Genomic DNA, 16710 nt, shown 5'->3' on the forward strand with positions numbered 1-16710 from the left:
TAACGGGCTAGCCCTCCTCCCTGTTGCCGTCACCCGTCGCTGCGGGGGGCGGCTTCTGCAGCTTTCTTTGCAGGGTTCGTCGATGCATCCCCAACACCCGGGCGGTGGCGGAGATGTTACCGCCCTGTTCCTGCAGAATGCGCTGGATATGCTCCCACTCCAGCTGGTCTACCGAGAGCGGCGCACTCGGCTCCAGGCGTCCGGGATCGGCGGGCTGGCACAGCAGGGCGCTGGCAACCTCATCGGCATCGGCGGGCTTGCACAGGTAGTTGCTGGCACCGAGTTTGACGGCCTCCACGGCGGTGGCGATGCTGGCGTAACCGGTCAGCAGTACAACCTCCATTGCCGGGTTGACCGCTTTGAGCTCAGGCAACAGTGCCAACCCGCTGGTATCGAGGAGCTTCAGGTCGAGCACCGCGTAATCCGGTTTTATGCGCTGGAGCAGCTGTCGCGCGGTGGTTCCGCTGTCGGCGGTAAAGACGTCGAAGCCCCGGCGACGCATGGCCCTTGCCATCACCTGCAAGAAGGTGGTGTCGTCGTCGATCAGTAGCAGTAGGGGCAGGTTTTCGCTCATCCGTTTATTGGGCTCCAGGGGTAAGGGGGAGGATAATCTCGGTGAGCGTTCCCTGCTCCGGATGACGGTAGAGTCGCACCTGGCCGCCGAGGCGCTCAATGGTGGCCTGGCTGAGGCTGAAGCCAATGCCCATGCCGTCACGCTTCCCGGAGAAGAACAGCTCTCCCAGGTGCTCCGCAGTGCGCGCCGATATTCCCTTACCGTAATCACGCACACGGAGTTGCAGCTGCGCACCATCGCGGCGGGCCTGAAGCGCGATTCGGGGGCTTTGGTCGGCGGCATTGTTAAGCAAGTTGAGCAGGGCCTGATCGAGGGAGGGGTCCCACAGGGTATGGTGGGCATCGAGGCCCGGCTCCAGCGCCAGATCGATCTCCGCTTCAGGGCGCATGAGGCGCCAGCGGTCCAGCAAGCGTTCGAGCAGCGCTGTCACCTCGACCGGTTGTGGCTGCCCGTCCCGGCTGCGGCTAACCAGCGTATTGAGTGAATCACGGCAGAGGTTGACCTGCTCCAGCAGGCATTGGATATCCCGGCTGAGGTCGGGGTTAGAGGCGTAATCCAGTTGCATTTCACGGAGCAGGGTTTTGAGGGTCGACAGGGGAGTGCCGAGCTCATGGGCGGTGCCGGCCGCCAGAGTGGCGATCGCCATCAGCTGTTCGTTGCGCAGCTGGCGCTCACGGTTGGCGGCGAGCTCCTGCTGCTTGCGCCTCAGGGCGCTGGCCATACGCACCACAAAAAGCGTGATCAGAAGGGCGCTCACCACGAAGGTCAGCCACATTCCCATGACGTGCATCTGCGCCATGCGCGTGCTGTCTCCCACAACCCGTACTTGCGGGTAGAGCTCGGCCAGGGGGACGTAGAAAAACAGCAGAACTCCGTAGCTAAGCACGCACAGTAGCAGCATCGCCCAGGCGTAGGGCCAGGCCAGGGTGGCCGCGGCAATACTCAGGGGGACCAGATAGAGGGCAAGGAAGGGGTTGGTAGCGCCGCCACTGAAAAAAAACACCAGGCTTAGGCTGCACAGGTCAAACAGAAGCTGGCCAAACAGCTCTGGCTGGGTGACAGGCGTGGTAGCGCGCAGCCGCCAGAGGGTGACCAGGGTGAGCAGGGCGCTGACCAAAAGAATCGAGCCCAGGGCGGGCAAATTGAGTAGCAGGTTGAGGCTCTTGTGGGCCCAGATAAGCGCCAGCAACAGGGCTCCCACAATCAACGCGCGAATGATGCACAGCAGGCGAAGGTTTTCGCGGGGTGCAAAGCTGATCATGGGCGGCCGGTTCAGGTCAGCCGTCGGCGGGGGGGGTGCTGCTTTGCCACTTCACATAACTGTAGACCGGCAACCCCAGCATCAGGAGCAGAAACCCCCAGTAGACGGTGTCCTGCCCCGACCCGGCGATCGCCCACAGGCTATAGAGAAATCCCAGCATGGCGATCACGCTGTGGCCCAGTAGTCGCTCGGTGTTGGCTGAGCCGCGCCGTTTGCTGAGGATCATCAGCTCGGCAATGGCGGAGAAGCTGTAGGGGACCAGCGAGGTCAGGGTGGCGAGCAGAATAATAAAGGTGAAAGCCGCTACCAGTCCGCGGGTATAGTTCATCACCATCAGCACGGTAATCAGGACGCTGGAGATCAGAATACCCATGTAGGGGACACCGTTGCGGTTAACACGCTTGAAGATCTCGGGAAAGAGTCCGTCGCGGGCGGCTGCGTGGGGCACCTGTCCCTGCAGGATCATCCAGCCGTTGAGGGCGCCAAAGCAGGAGATCACGGCACCCAGTCCGACCGCGTAGTAACCGATGTCGCCCCACATCAGCCGTGCCGCATCGGCGAAGGGGGCGTTGGAGGTGGCCAGTTGGTCGGGGTCGATCAGCCCCATCAGGGAAACGGTCGAGAGGATATAGATGAGGGCACAAAACAGGGTGCCCAGAATGGTGGCGCGGGGGATGGTCACCCGCGGGTTTTCAACATCATCGGCCGGTACCGTGGCCGACTCCAGACCCAGGTAGGCCCACAGGGTCAGCGCTGCGCAGGCGGTGATGGCGGAAAAATTGGAGTCCCCGCTGCGGTTGACCGGGGTGAAGTGCTCGGGGTTAAGGTAAAACAGGCCCACCAGCGAGACCGCAATCAGGGGCAGAACCTTGAGCACAGTGGTTACCAGCTGCACCAAGCCGGCGGTATGGATGCCGCGGATGTTTACGAGGGAGAGGCCCCACAGGGCGGCCAGCCCGGTCAGGATGGAGGCGACAGGGCTGCTGCCCAGCACCGGGAAAAACACCGTCAGGTAACTGACAAAGGCCACACAGATGGCCGCGTTGCCGGCCCATACCGCGATCCAGTGCCCCCAGGCGATCAGGAAGCCGGCGAAGTCACCCAGCCCCTCCCGGGAGTAGGCATAGGGTCCCCCGGCACGAGGTACCAGCACCGACAGACGGGCAAAAACCAGAGCCAGCAGCAGGGCCCCGATGGAGGTGAAGACCCAGCCGACCAGGCTGATGGCACCATAGGAGGCGAGAGAGGCCGGCAGGAGAAAAATGCCGGAGCCGATCACGTTGCCGACCACCAGCGATGTACAGATCCAAAGTCCCAGTCCCTTCTTCGTCGATGCGCTCATTCAACCTATTCCCTGTTAAGTGCCTGCTATTATAGAAGAGCACCGCTCCCCGGGATAGCGTGTTTCGTCTTGATCTGGGGCGGTGCTAGCGGAACCCGGTGCTGGTCATGAGCCCGTGGTGCCCACGCGGCAGCTTCATTGAACGTTTGTGTCTGTCGCCAAGATCGGTGAAAATAGCGCCCATTTCCCAACCACCTATCGATCCAATCCCGTACCCTGGTTACCACAGGTCAGCCTGACTGTCGTCGCCTGTGCGGGGTAGCCATAGCAGAAGACCCTACTGATGTCCGATTCCCGATTTCTTGAGCAGGTAGCCAAACGGCGCACCTTCGCCATCATCTCTCACCCTGATGCGGGTAAGACCACCATTACCGAAAAGCTGCTGCTGCTTGGCCAGGCGATTCAGGTCGCCGGCTCAGTGAAGGGTAAAAAGGGGGACCGTGCCGCGACCTCCGACTGGATGACCATGGAGCAGCAGCGCGGGATCTCGATCACCTCATCGGTGATGCAGTTTCCCTACAAGGGGCGGGTGGTGAACCTGTTGGACACCCCCGGTCACGAGGATTTTTCCGAGGACACCTACCGCACCCTGACGGCGGTAGACTCCTGCCTGATGGTGATCGATGCCGCCAAGGGGGTGGAGGATCGTACCCGCAAACTGATGGAGGTCACCCGGCTCAGGGATACCCCGATCATCACCTTTATGAACAAGCTTGACCGCGAAGTGCGCGACCCCATGGAGCTGCTTGACGAGGTGGAGGATGAGCTGGGCATGATGTGTGCGCCGGTCAGCTGGCCGATCGGCTGCGGCAAGGCGTTCAAGGGGGTCTACCATATCGGTCGAGACGAAACCCTGCTTTACCAGTCAGGGATGGGGCATACCATTCAGGAGGTGCGTTCGATCAAGGGGCTGGATAACCCGCAGCTGGATGAGGCCGTGGGCCGCGAGCTTGCCGCGCAGCTGCGTGAGGAGATGGAACTGGTCACCGGTGCTTCCAATGAGTTTGACCTGGAGCTGTTCCTGCAGGGCCAGCTGACCCCGGTGTTTTTTGGCACTGCGCTGGGAAATTTTGGTGTCGACCATATGCTCGATGGCCTGGCGGAGTGGGCGCCCGCCCCCATTGCCCGGGATACCGATGTCCGCAAGGTCGACCCCACCGAGGAGCGCTTCTCCGGCTTTGTATTTAAGATCCAGGCCAACATGGACCCCAAACATCGAGACCGTATCGCCTTTATGCGTGTCTGTTCCGGTAAGTACAGCCGCGGAATGAAGATGAAACATGTTCGTATTGGCAAGGATATCAAGGTGGCCGATGCCGTTACCTTTTTGGCGGGTGATCGCGCCAACGTGGAGGAGGCTGTCTCCGGCGATATTATTGGCCTGCATAACCACGGCACTATCCAGATCGGTGATACCTTCACCGAGGGGGAAAGCCTTAAGTACACCGGCATTCCCCACTTTGCGCCAGAGTTGTTCCAGCGGGTGCGCCTAAAGGACCCCCTGAAGATGAAACAGCTGCAGAAGGGGCTGCAACAGCTCTCGGAGGAGGGTTCAACCCAGCTCTTTATGCCGCGCAAAAACAACGACCTGATCGTCGGGGCCGTGGGTGTGCTGCAGTTTGAGGTGGTTGCCTACCGGCTTAAGGATGAATACAAGGTCGACTGCATCTACGAGCCGATCAGTGTCAACACGGCTCGCTGGGTGGAGTGCGATGACCCCAGAATGCTGGAGGAATTCAAGCGCAAGGCCCACGATAATTTGGCGATCGACGGCGGTGGCCATCTTACCTATTTGGCCCCGACGCGGGTCAACCTGAGCCTGACGGAAGAGCGCTGGCCGGATATCCGCTTCCGCTCCACACGCGAACATTAACCTGAGGCGGACTCTCCGCCTCCCGATCCTCAGGGGCCCTGCCAATGAGCATTGAAACCATACCCTTCGAACGGTTGGCCATTGCGGCCATCCCTGTGGCGGCGCTGGTTCTCCTGCTGTTTTACTGGTCGCTGTCCTGGAAGAATGCATTGTATGCGCTGTCGCGCATGCTGGTGCAGCTACTGTTGATCGGCTATGCCCTGAGCTTCCTGTTTTTGTCGGACTCCTCACTGCTGGTGCTGGGGGTGCTGATGGTGATGCTGGTCGCATCCGCCTGGATCTCGCTGCGCACAGTGCCGACCGAACGTGGACGTCTGTTCGGGCAGGCGCTGCTATCGATCGGCCTGATGGGTGGACTGACCCTGGCTCTGGTCACCCAGGGAGTGCTGCAGCTGGATCCCTGGTATGACCCCCAGCGGATGATCCCGATCGCCGGCATGATCTTCTCCAATGCACTGAACGCGGTCAGCCTGGCGGCGGAGCGCATGGGGGCGGAACGGGAGCGTGGTTGTGGGGCTCGCAAGGCCCGTGGGATTGCGCTCAACGCCTCCCTGATCCCGATGACCAATGCGCTCTTTGCCGTTGGTTTGGTGGCCCTGCCGGGGATGATGACCGGCCAGATCCTCTCGGGCGTATCGCCGTTGATCGCGGTTCGCTACCAGATTATGGTGATGTTGATGACCTACGCCGCGGCTGGGCTTTCGGCTGCGTTTTTCCTCTACCGGGTCTGGCCTGCCCGGGCGTCGGATGCGGAGGATCGCCCGTAAAAAAAAACGGCGCCCTGGGCGCCGTTTTTTGGGTTCTAGCAAGGGGCCCGCTATTGCACGTGATCGCGTTGAAGGGCACTGATGCTGTCGATACCGATCAGGGCCAGGGTGGCCTCCACCTCTTTCTGGAAGCTGTCGAGGTAGGCCCGCAGCCCCGCCTCTCCGCCACCGGCGATGGCCCAGATCCAGGGACGGCCGATAAGCACCCCCCTGGCTCCCAGGGCGACCGCCTTGACCAGGTCTACCCCGTTGCGCACGCCGCCGTCCAGCAGTACTTCCAGGTCACTGCCCACCGCTTCGGCGATGGCCGGTAGCTTGGAGATACTCGAAGCGGCCCCATCCAGCTGTCGGCCGCCGTGGTTGGAAACGACGATCCCTTCGGCGCCCAGTGCCTGGCAGCGCTTGGCGTCGTCGACTTCGAGGATGCCCTTGATCACCAGCTTGCCCTTCCAGTGATCCCTTAGCCACTGGATATCATCCCAGGTCACGCTGGCGTCAAACTGGGAGCTGGCAAAGATCTTGTAATCGGTAAAATCTTCCGACCCATTGAGCAACTCGCTGAGATTCCCCAGGGTATGGGGCTTGCCCTTGACCCCGACGTCGAACAGCCAGCCCGGCCGTGTGCCGAGCTGGTAGGCACGGCTGAGCTTGCCCTTCAGGCTTTGCGATTCGAGAGCGTTGCGGGCGTCCCTGTGGCGCAGGCCGGGAACCGCCAGGTCGACGGTAAACAGCAGGGTGTCGCAGCCGGCGCGGCGAGCACGTTCGAGGATCGAGACTACCGCCTGGCGGTCACGCAGCATATAGAGCTGGAACCAGAAGGGTTGCTGGCTAGCCGCCTTCACCTCTTCTACCGGACAGACCCCCACGGTGGAGAGAGTGAAGGGAACCCCGGCGGCCGCAGCGGCACGCACCGCCTGTACCTCACCCCGGCGGCGCATCATGCCGGCCATGCCCACCGGCGCCAATGCCAGAGGCATATCTACCTCCTGACCGAGCAGGGTACTGCGGGTATTCACCTTGCTAACATCCCGCAATACCCGCTGGCTCAGGTGCAGGCGGGTAAAGTCCTGCACGTTCTCCTTCAGGGTCTGCTCGGCGTTGGCTCCTCCGTCAATGTAATCAAACAGGAAGCGGGGCAGCTTCTGTGCGGCCAGTCGACGGAAGTCGTCGGCGGTGACCGGAATGCTCAATGGATCAATCATGTAAAAGGTCTCCTGCATTGCCTTGTTTTACAGAACGGTGGAGAGGGCCATGGTGCTGAGGGTGGCGATCACCGGTATCACCACGGTTACCACGCCAACATCCTTATAGGCCTGTTTGTGGGTCAACTGGGTGACGGTGAGCATAGCCACCACGGCACCGCAATGGGGGAGGGAGTCGAATCCACCGCTGGCCATGGTGGCGATACGGTGTAGCACTTCTGAATCGATGCCCATCTCCAGATAGGCCGGCGCCATCGTCTGCATAAAGATCTGCAGGCCACCGGAGGCGGAGCCGGTGATGGCGGAGACCAGGCTGACGGAGCCGAACAGGGAGAGCAGAGGCGGCAGGTCGGAGTTGAGTATCACAGAGACAAAGGCTTCAAAGCCGGAGGTGTGCGTTACGACTCCTCCAAAACCGATCACGGCAGCCGTGTTGATCAGTGGCATGATCGAATCCTGTGCCCCTCGGCCCATCACCATCATCCCCTGATTGCGCACGGCTTTAAACAGGATCACGGCCAGGACACTGCCCACGAACAGCGCAATGCTGGGCCAGACAATCGGCTGGCTGTTGGCAAAACGTAACAGGTCCATTAGCGCGCCTTCGCCTTGAAGCGTTTCAGGGGAGAGCGTCATGCTGAGCAGGCGGGGAAGGATGATGGTACCCAGTACTGCAACCAGGGGCAGACAGGCGCTCTGCCAGCGGGGGTATTCGCTGCTGTCAAGATCGACAATCAGGTCCCGTGGCCCCGGCTCGAATCCTTCTCCATTAGCGATCGAAAGTTTGCGCTGACGCTCAAGGTACCAGAGTCCCAGCACCAGCATGATGGTGCCGCCAAAGAGGCCGAGGGTAGCGCCCGCGAAGAGGTCTGTTTTGAGAGCAACCGCTGAGATCACGTTATGGATGGAGGGGGTGCCGGGGATCGCTGTTAGAGTGAAGGTTCCCGCTCCCAGGGCCATAGCGGCACAGAACAGCCGTTTAGGAATGTTGGCCTCCTGGATCAGGCGCAGGCCCAGGGGGTACATGGCGAAGATCACCACAAATACCACTACACCACCGTAGGTCAGGAGAGCACAGAAAAGAACGGTAACCAGCAGGGTACGCTGTGGACCCAGAGCCCTGGTCAAAGCCATCGCCAGGCTGGAGGCTGCGTGGCTCTCACCCATGACGCGGCCAAAGACCGCGCCGGCGGCAAACAGCAGGAAAAACTTACCTGCAAAGGTAAACGCGCCAAGAGGGCCGAAGGAGAAATACTCCGTCACCCCCTTGGCGACAGGCAGGTCGTTGGTCAGGATGACAACCAACGAACAGGCCAGGGCGGCAAAGACGATATCCACGCCGCGAAGAGCCAGCCAGATAAGCAGGGCAACGCTGCCGATTAAACCAAAATATTCCATAGGGATCTCCACGAAGATTTTATTGTTGTTGTATGGGCGGCGCTTTATGAGGTGCGCTGCGCCAACGGCCTGGTCGGCTATCAGGATACTGACCCGGCGAAGATTAACAAGCCATTATAAACCGGGGGAATGTTCAGGATTGCAACCTGCATTGCAAATTTCCGGAGGGGTAGATTGTCTGTGGCATCCCGATGGGATACCTTCACCCCTCATGAAACGGCTGATCGACTTTCACAACTGGATTAACGGCTTGAGCGACCCCGTCAGGGCGGCAGTGCAGGCTTCTATGCGTCAACGGGATGTGGTCCAGGGTGGGGCCATCTTTCGTTTTGGTGAGCCCGCCAGTGAGTGCTATCAGGTAGAGCAGGGCCGGGTGGTCATTTATGCGATCTCCCGTGAGGGTAAAGAGTTGCAGCTGATGGAGCTGCGCGAAGGGGACTGTTTCGGGGAGATGGGGCTGATCGATGACCTGCCGCGTTTTAACCATGCCTATGCCGGTACCGACACCCGCCTGTGGGTGCTCAAACGCGCTGACTTTGAACAACTCTATAATGAATATCCCGAGATCCCTCGCCAGCTGAACCGTTACTTCTGCTATCGCCTCAGGGTGACTGCGAACAACCTCGAAGAGGCCAGTGTGCTGAGCTTGCGAGAGCGTCTGGCGCGCCTGATTACCCGCCTCGCCTTCAGTGTTGGGGCCAGCGATCAGGGGGTCAGCAATATTGAGCACCTGAGCCACCAGAGCCTTTCGCGCATGCTGGGAGTGACTCGCCAGAGCGTCAGCCGTGAACTCAAGGCGATGGAGCGAGAGGGTTTGCTAAAGTGTCACTATAATCGCATCGAGGTGCTCGACTATGGGCGTCTGAGCCGGGAGGGCGGCAACAGCAGTGTCGACTGTGTACCGGCCTACGATGAGTGAGGTTGAGGATGGGGCTATTAAGCAAGAGCTTGGCGGTGATGGGGGGCGCTGCTCTGCTGTTCTCGTCGGCCTTATGGGGTTCGCCTCCCACGCCGCCGTTATCGATGATGCGTCAGGACTCGCCCCCCAAGTATTTTCCGGTCGATGCAGGAACGCTGGGACTTTGTGATCAACTGTACCTGCGCTTGCAAGAGCGCCTTAAAGACCTGGGTGTTGAGAGCCGGATAGAGGCGGGGTTTACCCCCATCAAGCGCATTCTTTACCAGGTGGAGCATGAGGGGGATCGCATCTTTTGCGGGGCCGGCCGTAATGCAGAACGTGAGCAGCGCTTTATCTACTCTGAAATACCGCTTTATGAGGTATCCAATGTGATTGCGGTCCATAAGGATAATCCATGGAACCCGAAAACCCTGTCTGATCTCGCCAATGGAAGCACACTGGTAGCGCTGTACGGAACCTCGTCGGCGCGGTTTTTGAAAACAGAGTCCGGGGCAGAGGTTTATGACCGCTTCCATACGCCAATGGAGGCGTTGAGTGCAGTGGCACATCCCGATCGGGACATGGCATTTTATTACCACGATCTGGGGATCAATTACCTGATCCGGGAGAGCGGTTTACCCCTGCGCAGGGTGTCGACTCGCTTTCGCACGGTTCCCCAGTGGATGATCTATGGACGGCAGATGGATCCTCGCCTGATCGAGACGGTGGAACAGGTGCTCAGGGAGATGCAGGACTCCGGCGAGTTGGACGAGATGGGGCGGCGTTTTCTGGATTAGGCTGACCGAGGGCAAGCCGGTGGGGAGGGTGGCTGTTGAAACGGCATAGCGGGGTTATTAGAGGGGTGTTGGGCGCCTGGTTACTCTGCGCCAGCTCGCTCCTGTGGGGCCAAGGCTCCTATGATGTCAGGCTACTCCGCCAGGATAGCGAGCCCAAGTACATGGCTGACAGCAAATGGTCGCCCGGTCTCTGTGACCGAATCTATGCCGGCCTGCAAGCACGTCTCGCCGACAAGGGGGTTCGGGTCGAGATCGATAGGGGTTTCACCCCGATTAAGCGCATCCTGTTGATGGTGGAGGAGGAGCCGGGTTTCGTTTTCTGTGGTACGGAGCGTAATGCGGAGCGGGAAAAGCGCTTTGTCTATGCCAAAACACCTCTCTACCGCTTATCCAATGTGGTCGCCGTCCATAAAAACGACCCCTGGAACCCTCGCACAATGGCAGAGCTGGGCACGGGAAAGCCGATTGCGGCCCTCTATGGCAGTGCCTCCGCCCGTTTCTTGCAAAGCACCCCGGGTGTGAGCGTATATGCTCGCTACCACTCTCCCCTGGAGGCACTCAAGGCGGTTGCCCAATCGGATCGGGGGATGGCCTTTTTTTATTATGACCTGGGGGTCGCCTACATGATCCGTGAGCGGAGTCTACCGGTGCGCATGGTGCCCCACCGATTACGCACCGTTGACCAGTGGATGATCTATAACCGCCAAACCAGCCCTGTCCTGCAGGCTATGATCGAAGAGACGCTGGAGGCGATGTCGGCCAGTGGCGAGCTGGATGAAATTCAGCGCCTCTACACTGACCCCTGAAGGCGGCGCCGGCTCAGGCCTGATACTTACAAAACCCTTACCAACCCCATAACCACGCTATAGGGATCAGCCACTAGAATCTGTATCGAAAGCGGTACGATTTATTAGTTAAGGAGAAGGATCATGAAAATGCGTTGGTTGTTAGTGCCGGCCCTGCTTGGGGGCGCAGCCATAGCGGTTGCCCAGCCCGGCGGCTTCGGTGGTGGAATGATGGGTGGTTATGGTGCTCATCATATGGGTGAGTTTTACCAGGCGCTTGACCTGAGCGATGAGCAGAAAGACAAAGCCGAGCAGTTTATGCGCGAGCGTCGCGTGGAGCGTATGGCGCAGCGGATGGGGCTGGACGCTGAACAGCAGGAGCAGGTGCTTAAGCTGATGGATAGTCATCAGGCCGAGCGCGATGCCCTGCTCAAAAAATACGGGCTGACGCCGGACAAGCAGGCTGAGTTCGCCACTGAGATGCAGGCGATGCGTGCCGCGCATCATGCCGCGATGGAGGGCCTGCTGACCGATGAGCAGCGCGCCGGAATGCATGGGCGTGGACACCCCTACGGATACGGCAAACACCACCGCGGATTGGGTTCCGGCGGCATGGGTGGCTATGGTATGCACCCGGGTTATGGTAAGGGCTTCGGTATGGGACCCGGATGCGATGGCCCCGTGGAGCGCTAGGAGGCCATTCCCCCCGGGCCGCAAGGGTGCGACACTGAGCAGCCAGAGCACGGCAGAAGCCCTCCGGGGCTTCTGTCGTTTTATGTTCTTGAACAGGAGAGAGAATGAGCCGATTGCTGCTGGTCGACGATGACCGTGAGCTTTGCGAACTGTTGGTGGAGTATCTGGCCATCGAGGGCTTTGAGGTCGAGGCGGTTCACGATGGCGAATCCGGTGCCGAGGCGGCACTGCAAGGCGGCTACTCCCTGGTCCTGCTCGATGTAACCCTGCCCAAACTCAATGGCTTTGAGGTGCTGAAGCGGATCCGCAAACAATCGGAGATTCCGGTGTTGATGTTGACCGCTCGGGGTGATGATGTGGACCGCATCATCGGTCTTGAGATCGGGGCGGATGACTATCTGCCCAAGCCCTATAATCACCGTGAGCTGGTGGCGCGTATCAAGGCGATTTTACGGCGTGCTGAACAGTTCGGGGAGTCGCTGGCCGCGGATGACAGCCATCGCCTGCAACTGGACGATATAGAGCTGAATCTCGCCAACCACGAGGTGACCTGTAATGGTCAACCCATCGAGCTGACCGCCACGGAGTTTATTGTTCTGAGGGTGTTGCTGGAGCGGGCCGGAGAGTTGATCTCGCGGGCGGAACTCACAGAGCTGGCGCTGGAACGACGCCTGGTGCAGTACGACCGGGCCATCGATATGCATGTCAGCAATGTTCGCCGTAAACTGGGTGCCAAGCCAGACGGCTCTCCTCGGTTCAAAACCGTGCGCGGCTCAGGTTACTATTACATCGCTACCGGGGCGGGACATTAAGGTGTTACAGCGGCTATCGGCGGTTCTCGTTCAGCGGCTTTTCTGGAGGATATTCCTCTGGTTCTGGCTGGCCATGGTTGTGATCATCTGTGCCGTGGCGATCAGTATTGTTGTCAGTCTCGATCCCGATGCCCTGCGAGAGGAACGCCAGGGGCTTCTCGCCAAACTAGATAACGCCGCCGAGCGGATAGAGCGTTTTTCATCCCACTCTCGCAGGCATGCTCCTCCCTCTTTTCCGTCCTCCCCCACGAACCAGCACCACCCCATGTTGCCCCGGGGCGAGCTGGCCGTTCCCTCCAGGGAGCGACTTCGTTTCGTGGCCGAGCGAATGAACCAGACCCGGTTGCTTGATCACTACCTGTTTGATCTCCAGGACAAACCACTGCTCCAGGACACCCCCCCGGAGGTGGTGCGCTTTATGGCGCTGCACGGTGGTAGCACGGAACCCATCATTCGCCGGCTTGAGGGTCGACTACTGGTAGGGCCCCGACTCTTTTCCGTTGGTGAAGAAAGTTACCGCATGGTGATGAGTATGGAGCCTCCCTGGCAGGGAACCCGAATCCTCTATGCGAGTAGTACTCATATCAGTGCGGTGCTGATTGCGATAGTAGTATCGGGGGTGTTCAGTGGCCTGATGTCGGCATCACTGATCCGTCCGTTACGCCACCTGCAACTGGCGGCGCAGAAGATAGCGGGAGGGGATCTAAGTTCCCGCGCCGGAGAGCCCTTTATCGACAGGCGTGATGAGATTGGAGAGCTGGGGAGGGACTTCGATGTGATGGCTGACCAGCTGGAACGCCTTGTCAGCGGTCAGCAGCGGTTGTTGCGGGATGTCTCCCACGAGTTGAGGTCACCACTCACCCGTCTCCAGATATCCCTGGCACTGGCCCGCAACAAAAGCGATGGTGTTATCGACCCTCAGCTGGACCGCTCCGAGCGCGAGATTCAGCGCTTGAACCAGTTGATCGGGCAGGTAATCGAGTGGTCTCGCATCGATAGCAGTCCCCGTCCCTATCAAACACTTGATCTTGATGCGTTGCTGCGAACGGTCGTTGATGATTGCAACTTCGAGGCGCAGTCTCGAGGTTGTGAGGTGTTGCTGGGCGGTGAAAAAGCCAGCAGTGTCGAGGGGGATGGTGAAGCACTGCGCAGTGCGTTGGAGAATATTATTCGCAATGCGATCCGTTTTTCCCCGGCGGGCCAGAGCATCGATGTCCGGGTCAGTCATCTTGATGCCTGGGTGATTCTCGATATTGAAGATAGGGGGCCGGGTGTGCCTGACGAATCTCTGGAAGCGATGTTCCAGCCCTTCTATCGGGTGGATGAAACCCGCGGAGAGGAGAATAGCGGGTCCGGTTTGGGAACCGCGATTGCCCGTCGGGCCATCGAGCGTCATGGTGGCAACGTGGTGGCCACCAACCTGAATCCGGGACTCCGGGTTCGGGTCAAGATCCCTGCTTGCTAGGTGTCGAGGCCTTTTATATGCCCTGGAGCCCTGAGTTGATGCGGTAATTAAGCCAGCCTATGACACTGTTGTAGGCACCCCGGGTAATGTCGATTAAAATGAGCATCAAAGGGCGTCAGGGACAGGGCGCTGATAACGAATCAATAGTTTTCTATGGAGACCCCCCTATGTTGAAACCAATGCGTTGCCTGGCGGCTGTGGCCATCAGTGTATCGAGTACGGTTATTGCTGCCGAAGTGGCAACGATCGATCACGAGTTTTTGGCAAAGATGAAAGCGCAGTTTGAAGCCCTCGATAGCCAGAACCTGGGGTATCTCGACTACCAGCAAACCGCCGAGCTGATGCCCTCTATTGCTGACCAGGTCACCAAGATCGATATCAATGGCGATCAAAAGGTCACCTGGCACGAGCTGGAGTTTACGATTCGATCATTCAACAATGTGCTCGATTCTCGGGCCGCACAGGAGATTCGCAGCCTGGATCCTGTCCAGCAGTAAAGGCTGCTTTGACGTTAAGCCAGCGGGAGCCTCAGGCTTCCGACCCTTCCCGGTCGGCGGTGGTTCACTCCAGGATGAGGATTAATTATGAATACCCTTAGGCGAGCGCTGGCGATCGGGACGCTGGCGATCTTTGGCCTGCTGGCCATTTCATCCCACGCGGCTCAAGAGACCCCGGCCAACGCACCGGCAGCGCCAACGGCTCAGGAGGAGAGTGCCGGGGGGTACGCCATGGGAGGGATGGTCGGTTCGGTTCAGGACCGCATGGACCGGTTCGCACAGGAGCTGACCGACCTGCGGCAGGGGTTGCAGGGACTTCCCCAGCAGCTGGCCGAAGCGAAAGCCAGCCTCTTTAACGGCGAGGAAACGGCGACGGATCTGCTGGGGCTGTTGCTGCTGATGTTTGCGCTGGGGGCCGTCTGTGAGAAGCTGGCGACCCTGAGGCTGGATCCGCTGCGTCGACGGATGGAGCAGCAGCAAGAGTCTCGCTGGTATGTGCGCCTGGGTTATCTGGTGCTCGGGAGCCTCTTTAGCCTGGTGGCCTTGCTGGTGTTTACCCTGCCGGCGCTGTTGGTGCCGGTGATCGCATTTGATGCAGGCGAGCCGCCGCGCCTGCTATTGGTGAGCCTGCTGGCGGTGGTGGTGACCCTGCGGTTTGTTGCGGTACTGGCCCGTGTCATACTGGCCCCCTGGGCGCGGGGAATTCGCCCGCTGCCACTCGAGTGTGAGCAGGCGAGGTGCTTTTATCGTTGGACGCTCGCCTTTGCGCTGGTGTACGCATTGATGGTGCACGGGTCCGAGATGCTGCTGGCGCTTGGCCTGCAACGTGAGCTGGTGCTGGCGGCGGTCGTTGTGTGCGGATTGCTGCTGACCCTGTTTGTGGTGGCGGTGATCTGGTTAGAGCGGCGGGCCATCAACCAGATGTTTGCCGAAGGCTTGAGTGAAGCCTCATCGGCCTCCCCTATTCGCCAGATGGTAGCGCAGTCCTGGCCTTTTCTGGCCACCGCATGGATCCTCCTGTTGTGGGGTATCTGGGCCTTCAATCGCTTTATTGATAACGACCTGCTGGCGGGCAAGGTAAGTCTCGCCTGGTGGGCTACCTTGCTGTTCCCGGCCCTGGATCGCCTGGTATACGCATTGCTTTCGCGGATTGCGGCACTGCCTGTCTTGCAGGTGGGCAGCTTTCCGCAACGGGCCCCGCGGGTGGTGTCGATCATCCTTAATGGGTTCAGGGTGCTGCTGGCGGCGGGTGCGCTGATCGCCCTCAGCGAAGCCTGGGGGATGGGCTCCTTCGATATGATGCAGAGCCGTGGCGGCCAGCAGGTGCTGGGTCGGCTGGGGGATGTGCTGGTGATCCTGCTGTTGGCTTATGTGGTGTGGGAGGTGGTGCGCACTTTGATCGAACAGCATATGCCGGAGACGCAGGAGGACGCAGATGCCGCCCCCGAAGGGGAAGGCGGAGCGGGCGGGGCCACCCGCACCGAAACGCTTCTGCCGCTGCTGCGTAGCTTCATCCTGGTGGTGTTGGTGGTGGTCGTGGTACTTACCCTGCTGCACAGTTTGGGGATTGAGATCGGCCCCCTGATCGCGGGGGCGGGTGTGGTCGGTATCGCAGTGGGCTTTGGCGCCCAAAAGCTGGTGCAGGATGTGATTTCGGGTATCTTTTTCCTGCTCGATGATGCCTTCAGGCGTGGAGAATACATAGAAACCGGAGGGCTGAGGGGGACGGTAGAAAAGATCTCGATGCGATCCATGCGGCTTCGCCATCACCTGGGCGCGGTGCAAACCATCCCCTACGGCGAGATCGCCACGGTGAAAAACCTGAGCCGGGACTGGATCACCATGAAGCTTGAGCTGCGCCTTCCCTACGATACCGATATAGAGAAGGTGCGCAAAACCATCAAGAAAGTGGGGCAGGAGATGCTCGAGGATGAGGAGATGGGCCCCAGCTTTATTCTGCCCCTCAAGTCCCAGGGGGTGATGCGGGTGGAGGAGTCGGCGTTGATCGTGCGTATGAAATTCACCAGCAAGCCGGGTGAGCAGTGGATCATCCGGCGCGAGGCGTTTCGCCGGGTGCGGGATGCCCTGCAGCAGCAGGGCATCACCTTCGCGCACCGGGAGGTGCGGGTTCGGCTACCCGAAGAACTCGAACATGGGCATCCGGCGGAGCCGGCAGCGGCAGTAGCCGGTGGCCCGTCAGCGACGGCGGTAGGCGGCCCCGACCCGCAGCGGGAAAAGTTGGTCGAGCAGGCCACCGCCGCCGCGACCACCGCGGTGATCGCGGCTGAGCTGGCCCGTCAGCAGAAGCTTGATGGGGCCGAAGAGGGGGACGGTGAGGAGATGTAG

At 60.1% G+C, this 16710-nt stretch carries 15 protein-coding genes; 10 read left to right on the forward strand and 5 right to left on the reverse strand.

Annotated elements, in window-relative coordinates; translation table 11 throughout:
* Positions 1–7: 7 nt before the first annotated feature.
* The 3 genes from D0544_RS15775 to D0544_RS15785 are packed head-to-tail and all read right to left on the reverse strand — an operon-like array spanning position 8 to position 3177.
* Positions 8–574: a response regulator transcription factor gene (locus tag D0544_RS15775; protein ID WP_125017834.1), complete on the reverse strand. Its 567-nt coding sequence runs from the start codon at positions 572–574 to the stop codon at positions 8–10.
* Positions 575–578: 4 nt separating this feature from the next.
* Positions 579–1835 carry an ATP-binding protein gene (locus D0544_RS15780; protein WP_125017836.1) on the reverse strand — a complete coding sequence of 419 codons (1257 nt, stop codon included), beginning with the start codon at positions 1833–1835 and terminating at the stop codon, positions 579–581.
* Positions 1836–1851: 16 nt separating this feature from the next.
* A complete protein-coding gene (locus D0544_RS15785; RefSeq protein WP_125017838.1) occupies positions 1852–3177 on the reverse strand; it encodes an amino acid permease in 1326 nt (441 codons plus the stop codon).
* A gap of 283 nt (positions 3178–3460) precedes the next feature.
* Here D0544_RS15785 and prfC point away from each other — a divergent pair, with 283 nt between their 5' ends.
* Together prfC and D0544_RS15795 are read left to right on the forward strand one after the other, a co-directional pair.
* Positions 3461–5050, forward strand: a complete 1590-nt coding sequence (gene prfC / locus D0544_RS15790; RefSeq protein WP_125017840.1) for a peptide chain release factor 3 — start codon at positions 3461–3463, stop codon at positions 5048–5050.
* Between the two features lie 44 nt (positions 5051–5094).
* Positions 5095–5817 carry an ABC transporter permease gene (locus D0544_RS15795; RefSeq protein WP_207905907.1) on the forward strand — a complete coding sequence of 241 codons (723 nt, stop codon included), beginning with the start codon at positions 5095–5097 and terminating at the stop codon, positions 5815–5817.
* Positions 5818–5867: 50 nt separating this feature from the next.
* On the opposite strand, the gene D0544_RS15800 is transcribed toward D0544_RS15795, so the two are convergent.
* Together D0544_RS15800 and D0544_RS15805 are read right to left on the reverse strand one after the other, a co-directional pair.
* Positions 5868–7019: an L-lactate dehydrogenase gene (locus D0544_RS15800; protein WP_125017844.1), complete on the reverse strand. Its 1152-nt coding sequence runs from the start codon at positions 7017–7019 to the stop codon at positions 5868–5870.
* 27 nt (positions 7020–7046) lie between these two features.
* On the reverse strand, positions 7047–8417 hold the full coding sequence (locus D0544_RS15805) for a GntP family permease (RefSeq protein WP_125017846.1): 1371 nt from the start codon (positions 8415–8417) through the stop codon (positions 7047–7049).
* A gap of 211 nt (positions 8418–8628) precedes the next feature.
* Here D0544_RS15805 and D0544_RS15810 point away from each other — a divergent pair, with 211 nt between their 5' ends.
* From D0544_RS15810 to D0544_RS15845, 8 genes are all read left to right on the forward strand, one after another.
* The gene (locus D0544_RS15810; RefSeq protein ID WP_164880951.1) at positions 8629–9336 is read left to right on the forward strand and encodes a Crp/Fnr family transcriptional regulator; all 708 of its coding nucleotides are present in this window, start codon (positions 8629–8631) and stop codon (positions 9334–9336) included.
* A gap of 8 nt (positions 9337–9344) precedes the next feature.
* A complete protein-coding gene (locus tag D0544_RS15815; RefSeq protein WP_125017850.1) occupies positions 9345–10112 on the forward strand; it encodes a substrate-binding periplasmic protein in 768 nt (255 codons plus the stop codon).
* Positions 10113–10273: 161 nt separating this feature from the next.
* Positions 10274–10918 carry a substrate-binding periplasmic protein gene (locus D0544_RS15820; protein ID WP_125017852.1) on the forward strand — a complete coding sequence of 215 codons (645 nt, stop codon included), beginning with the start codon at positions 10274–10276 and terminating at the stop codon, positions 10916–10918.
* Positions 10919–11041: 123 nt separating this feature from the next.
* Entirely contained in the window at positions 11042–11590 is a 549-nt protein-coding gene (locus tag D0544_RS15825; RefSeq protein WP_125017854.1) for a hypothetical protein, read from the forward strand.
* Positions 11591–11694: 104 nt separating this feature from the next.
* Positions 11695–12402 (forward strand): response regulator, encoded by a 708-nt coding sequence (locus D0544_RS15830; RefSeq protein ID WP_125017856.1) that lies wholly within the window; start codon positions 11695–11697, stop codon positions 12400–12402.
* A 1-nt stretch (position 12403) separates the two neighbouring features.
* Positions 12404–13867 carry an ATP-binding protein gene (locus tag D0544_RS15835; protein WP_164880952.1) on the forward strand — a complete coding sequence of 488 codons (1464 nt, stop codon included), beginning with the start codon at positions 12404–12406 and terminating at the stop codon, positions 13865–13867.
* Between the two features lie 167 nt (positions 13868–14034).
* Positions 14035–14364 carry a hypothetical protein gene (locus D0544_RS15840; RefSeq protein WP_125017859.1) on the forward strand — a complete coding sequence of 110 codons (330 nt, stop codon included), beginning with the start codon at positions 14035–14037 and terminating at the stop codon, positions 14362–14364.
* Positions 14365–14451: 87 nt separating this feature from the next.
* Positions 14452–16710 (forward strand): mechanosensitive ion channel family protein, encoded by a 2259-nt coding sequence (locus D0544_RS15845; RefSeq protein ID WP_125017861.1) that lies wholly within the window; start codon positions 14452–14454, stop codon positions 16708–16710.

The organism is Aestuariirhabdus litorea (assembly GCF_003864255.1).
GTDB lineage: Bacteria > Pseudomonadota > Gammaproteobacteria > Pseudomonadales > Aestuariirhabdaceae > Aestuariirhabdus > Aestuariirhabdus litorea.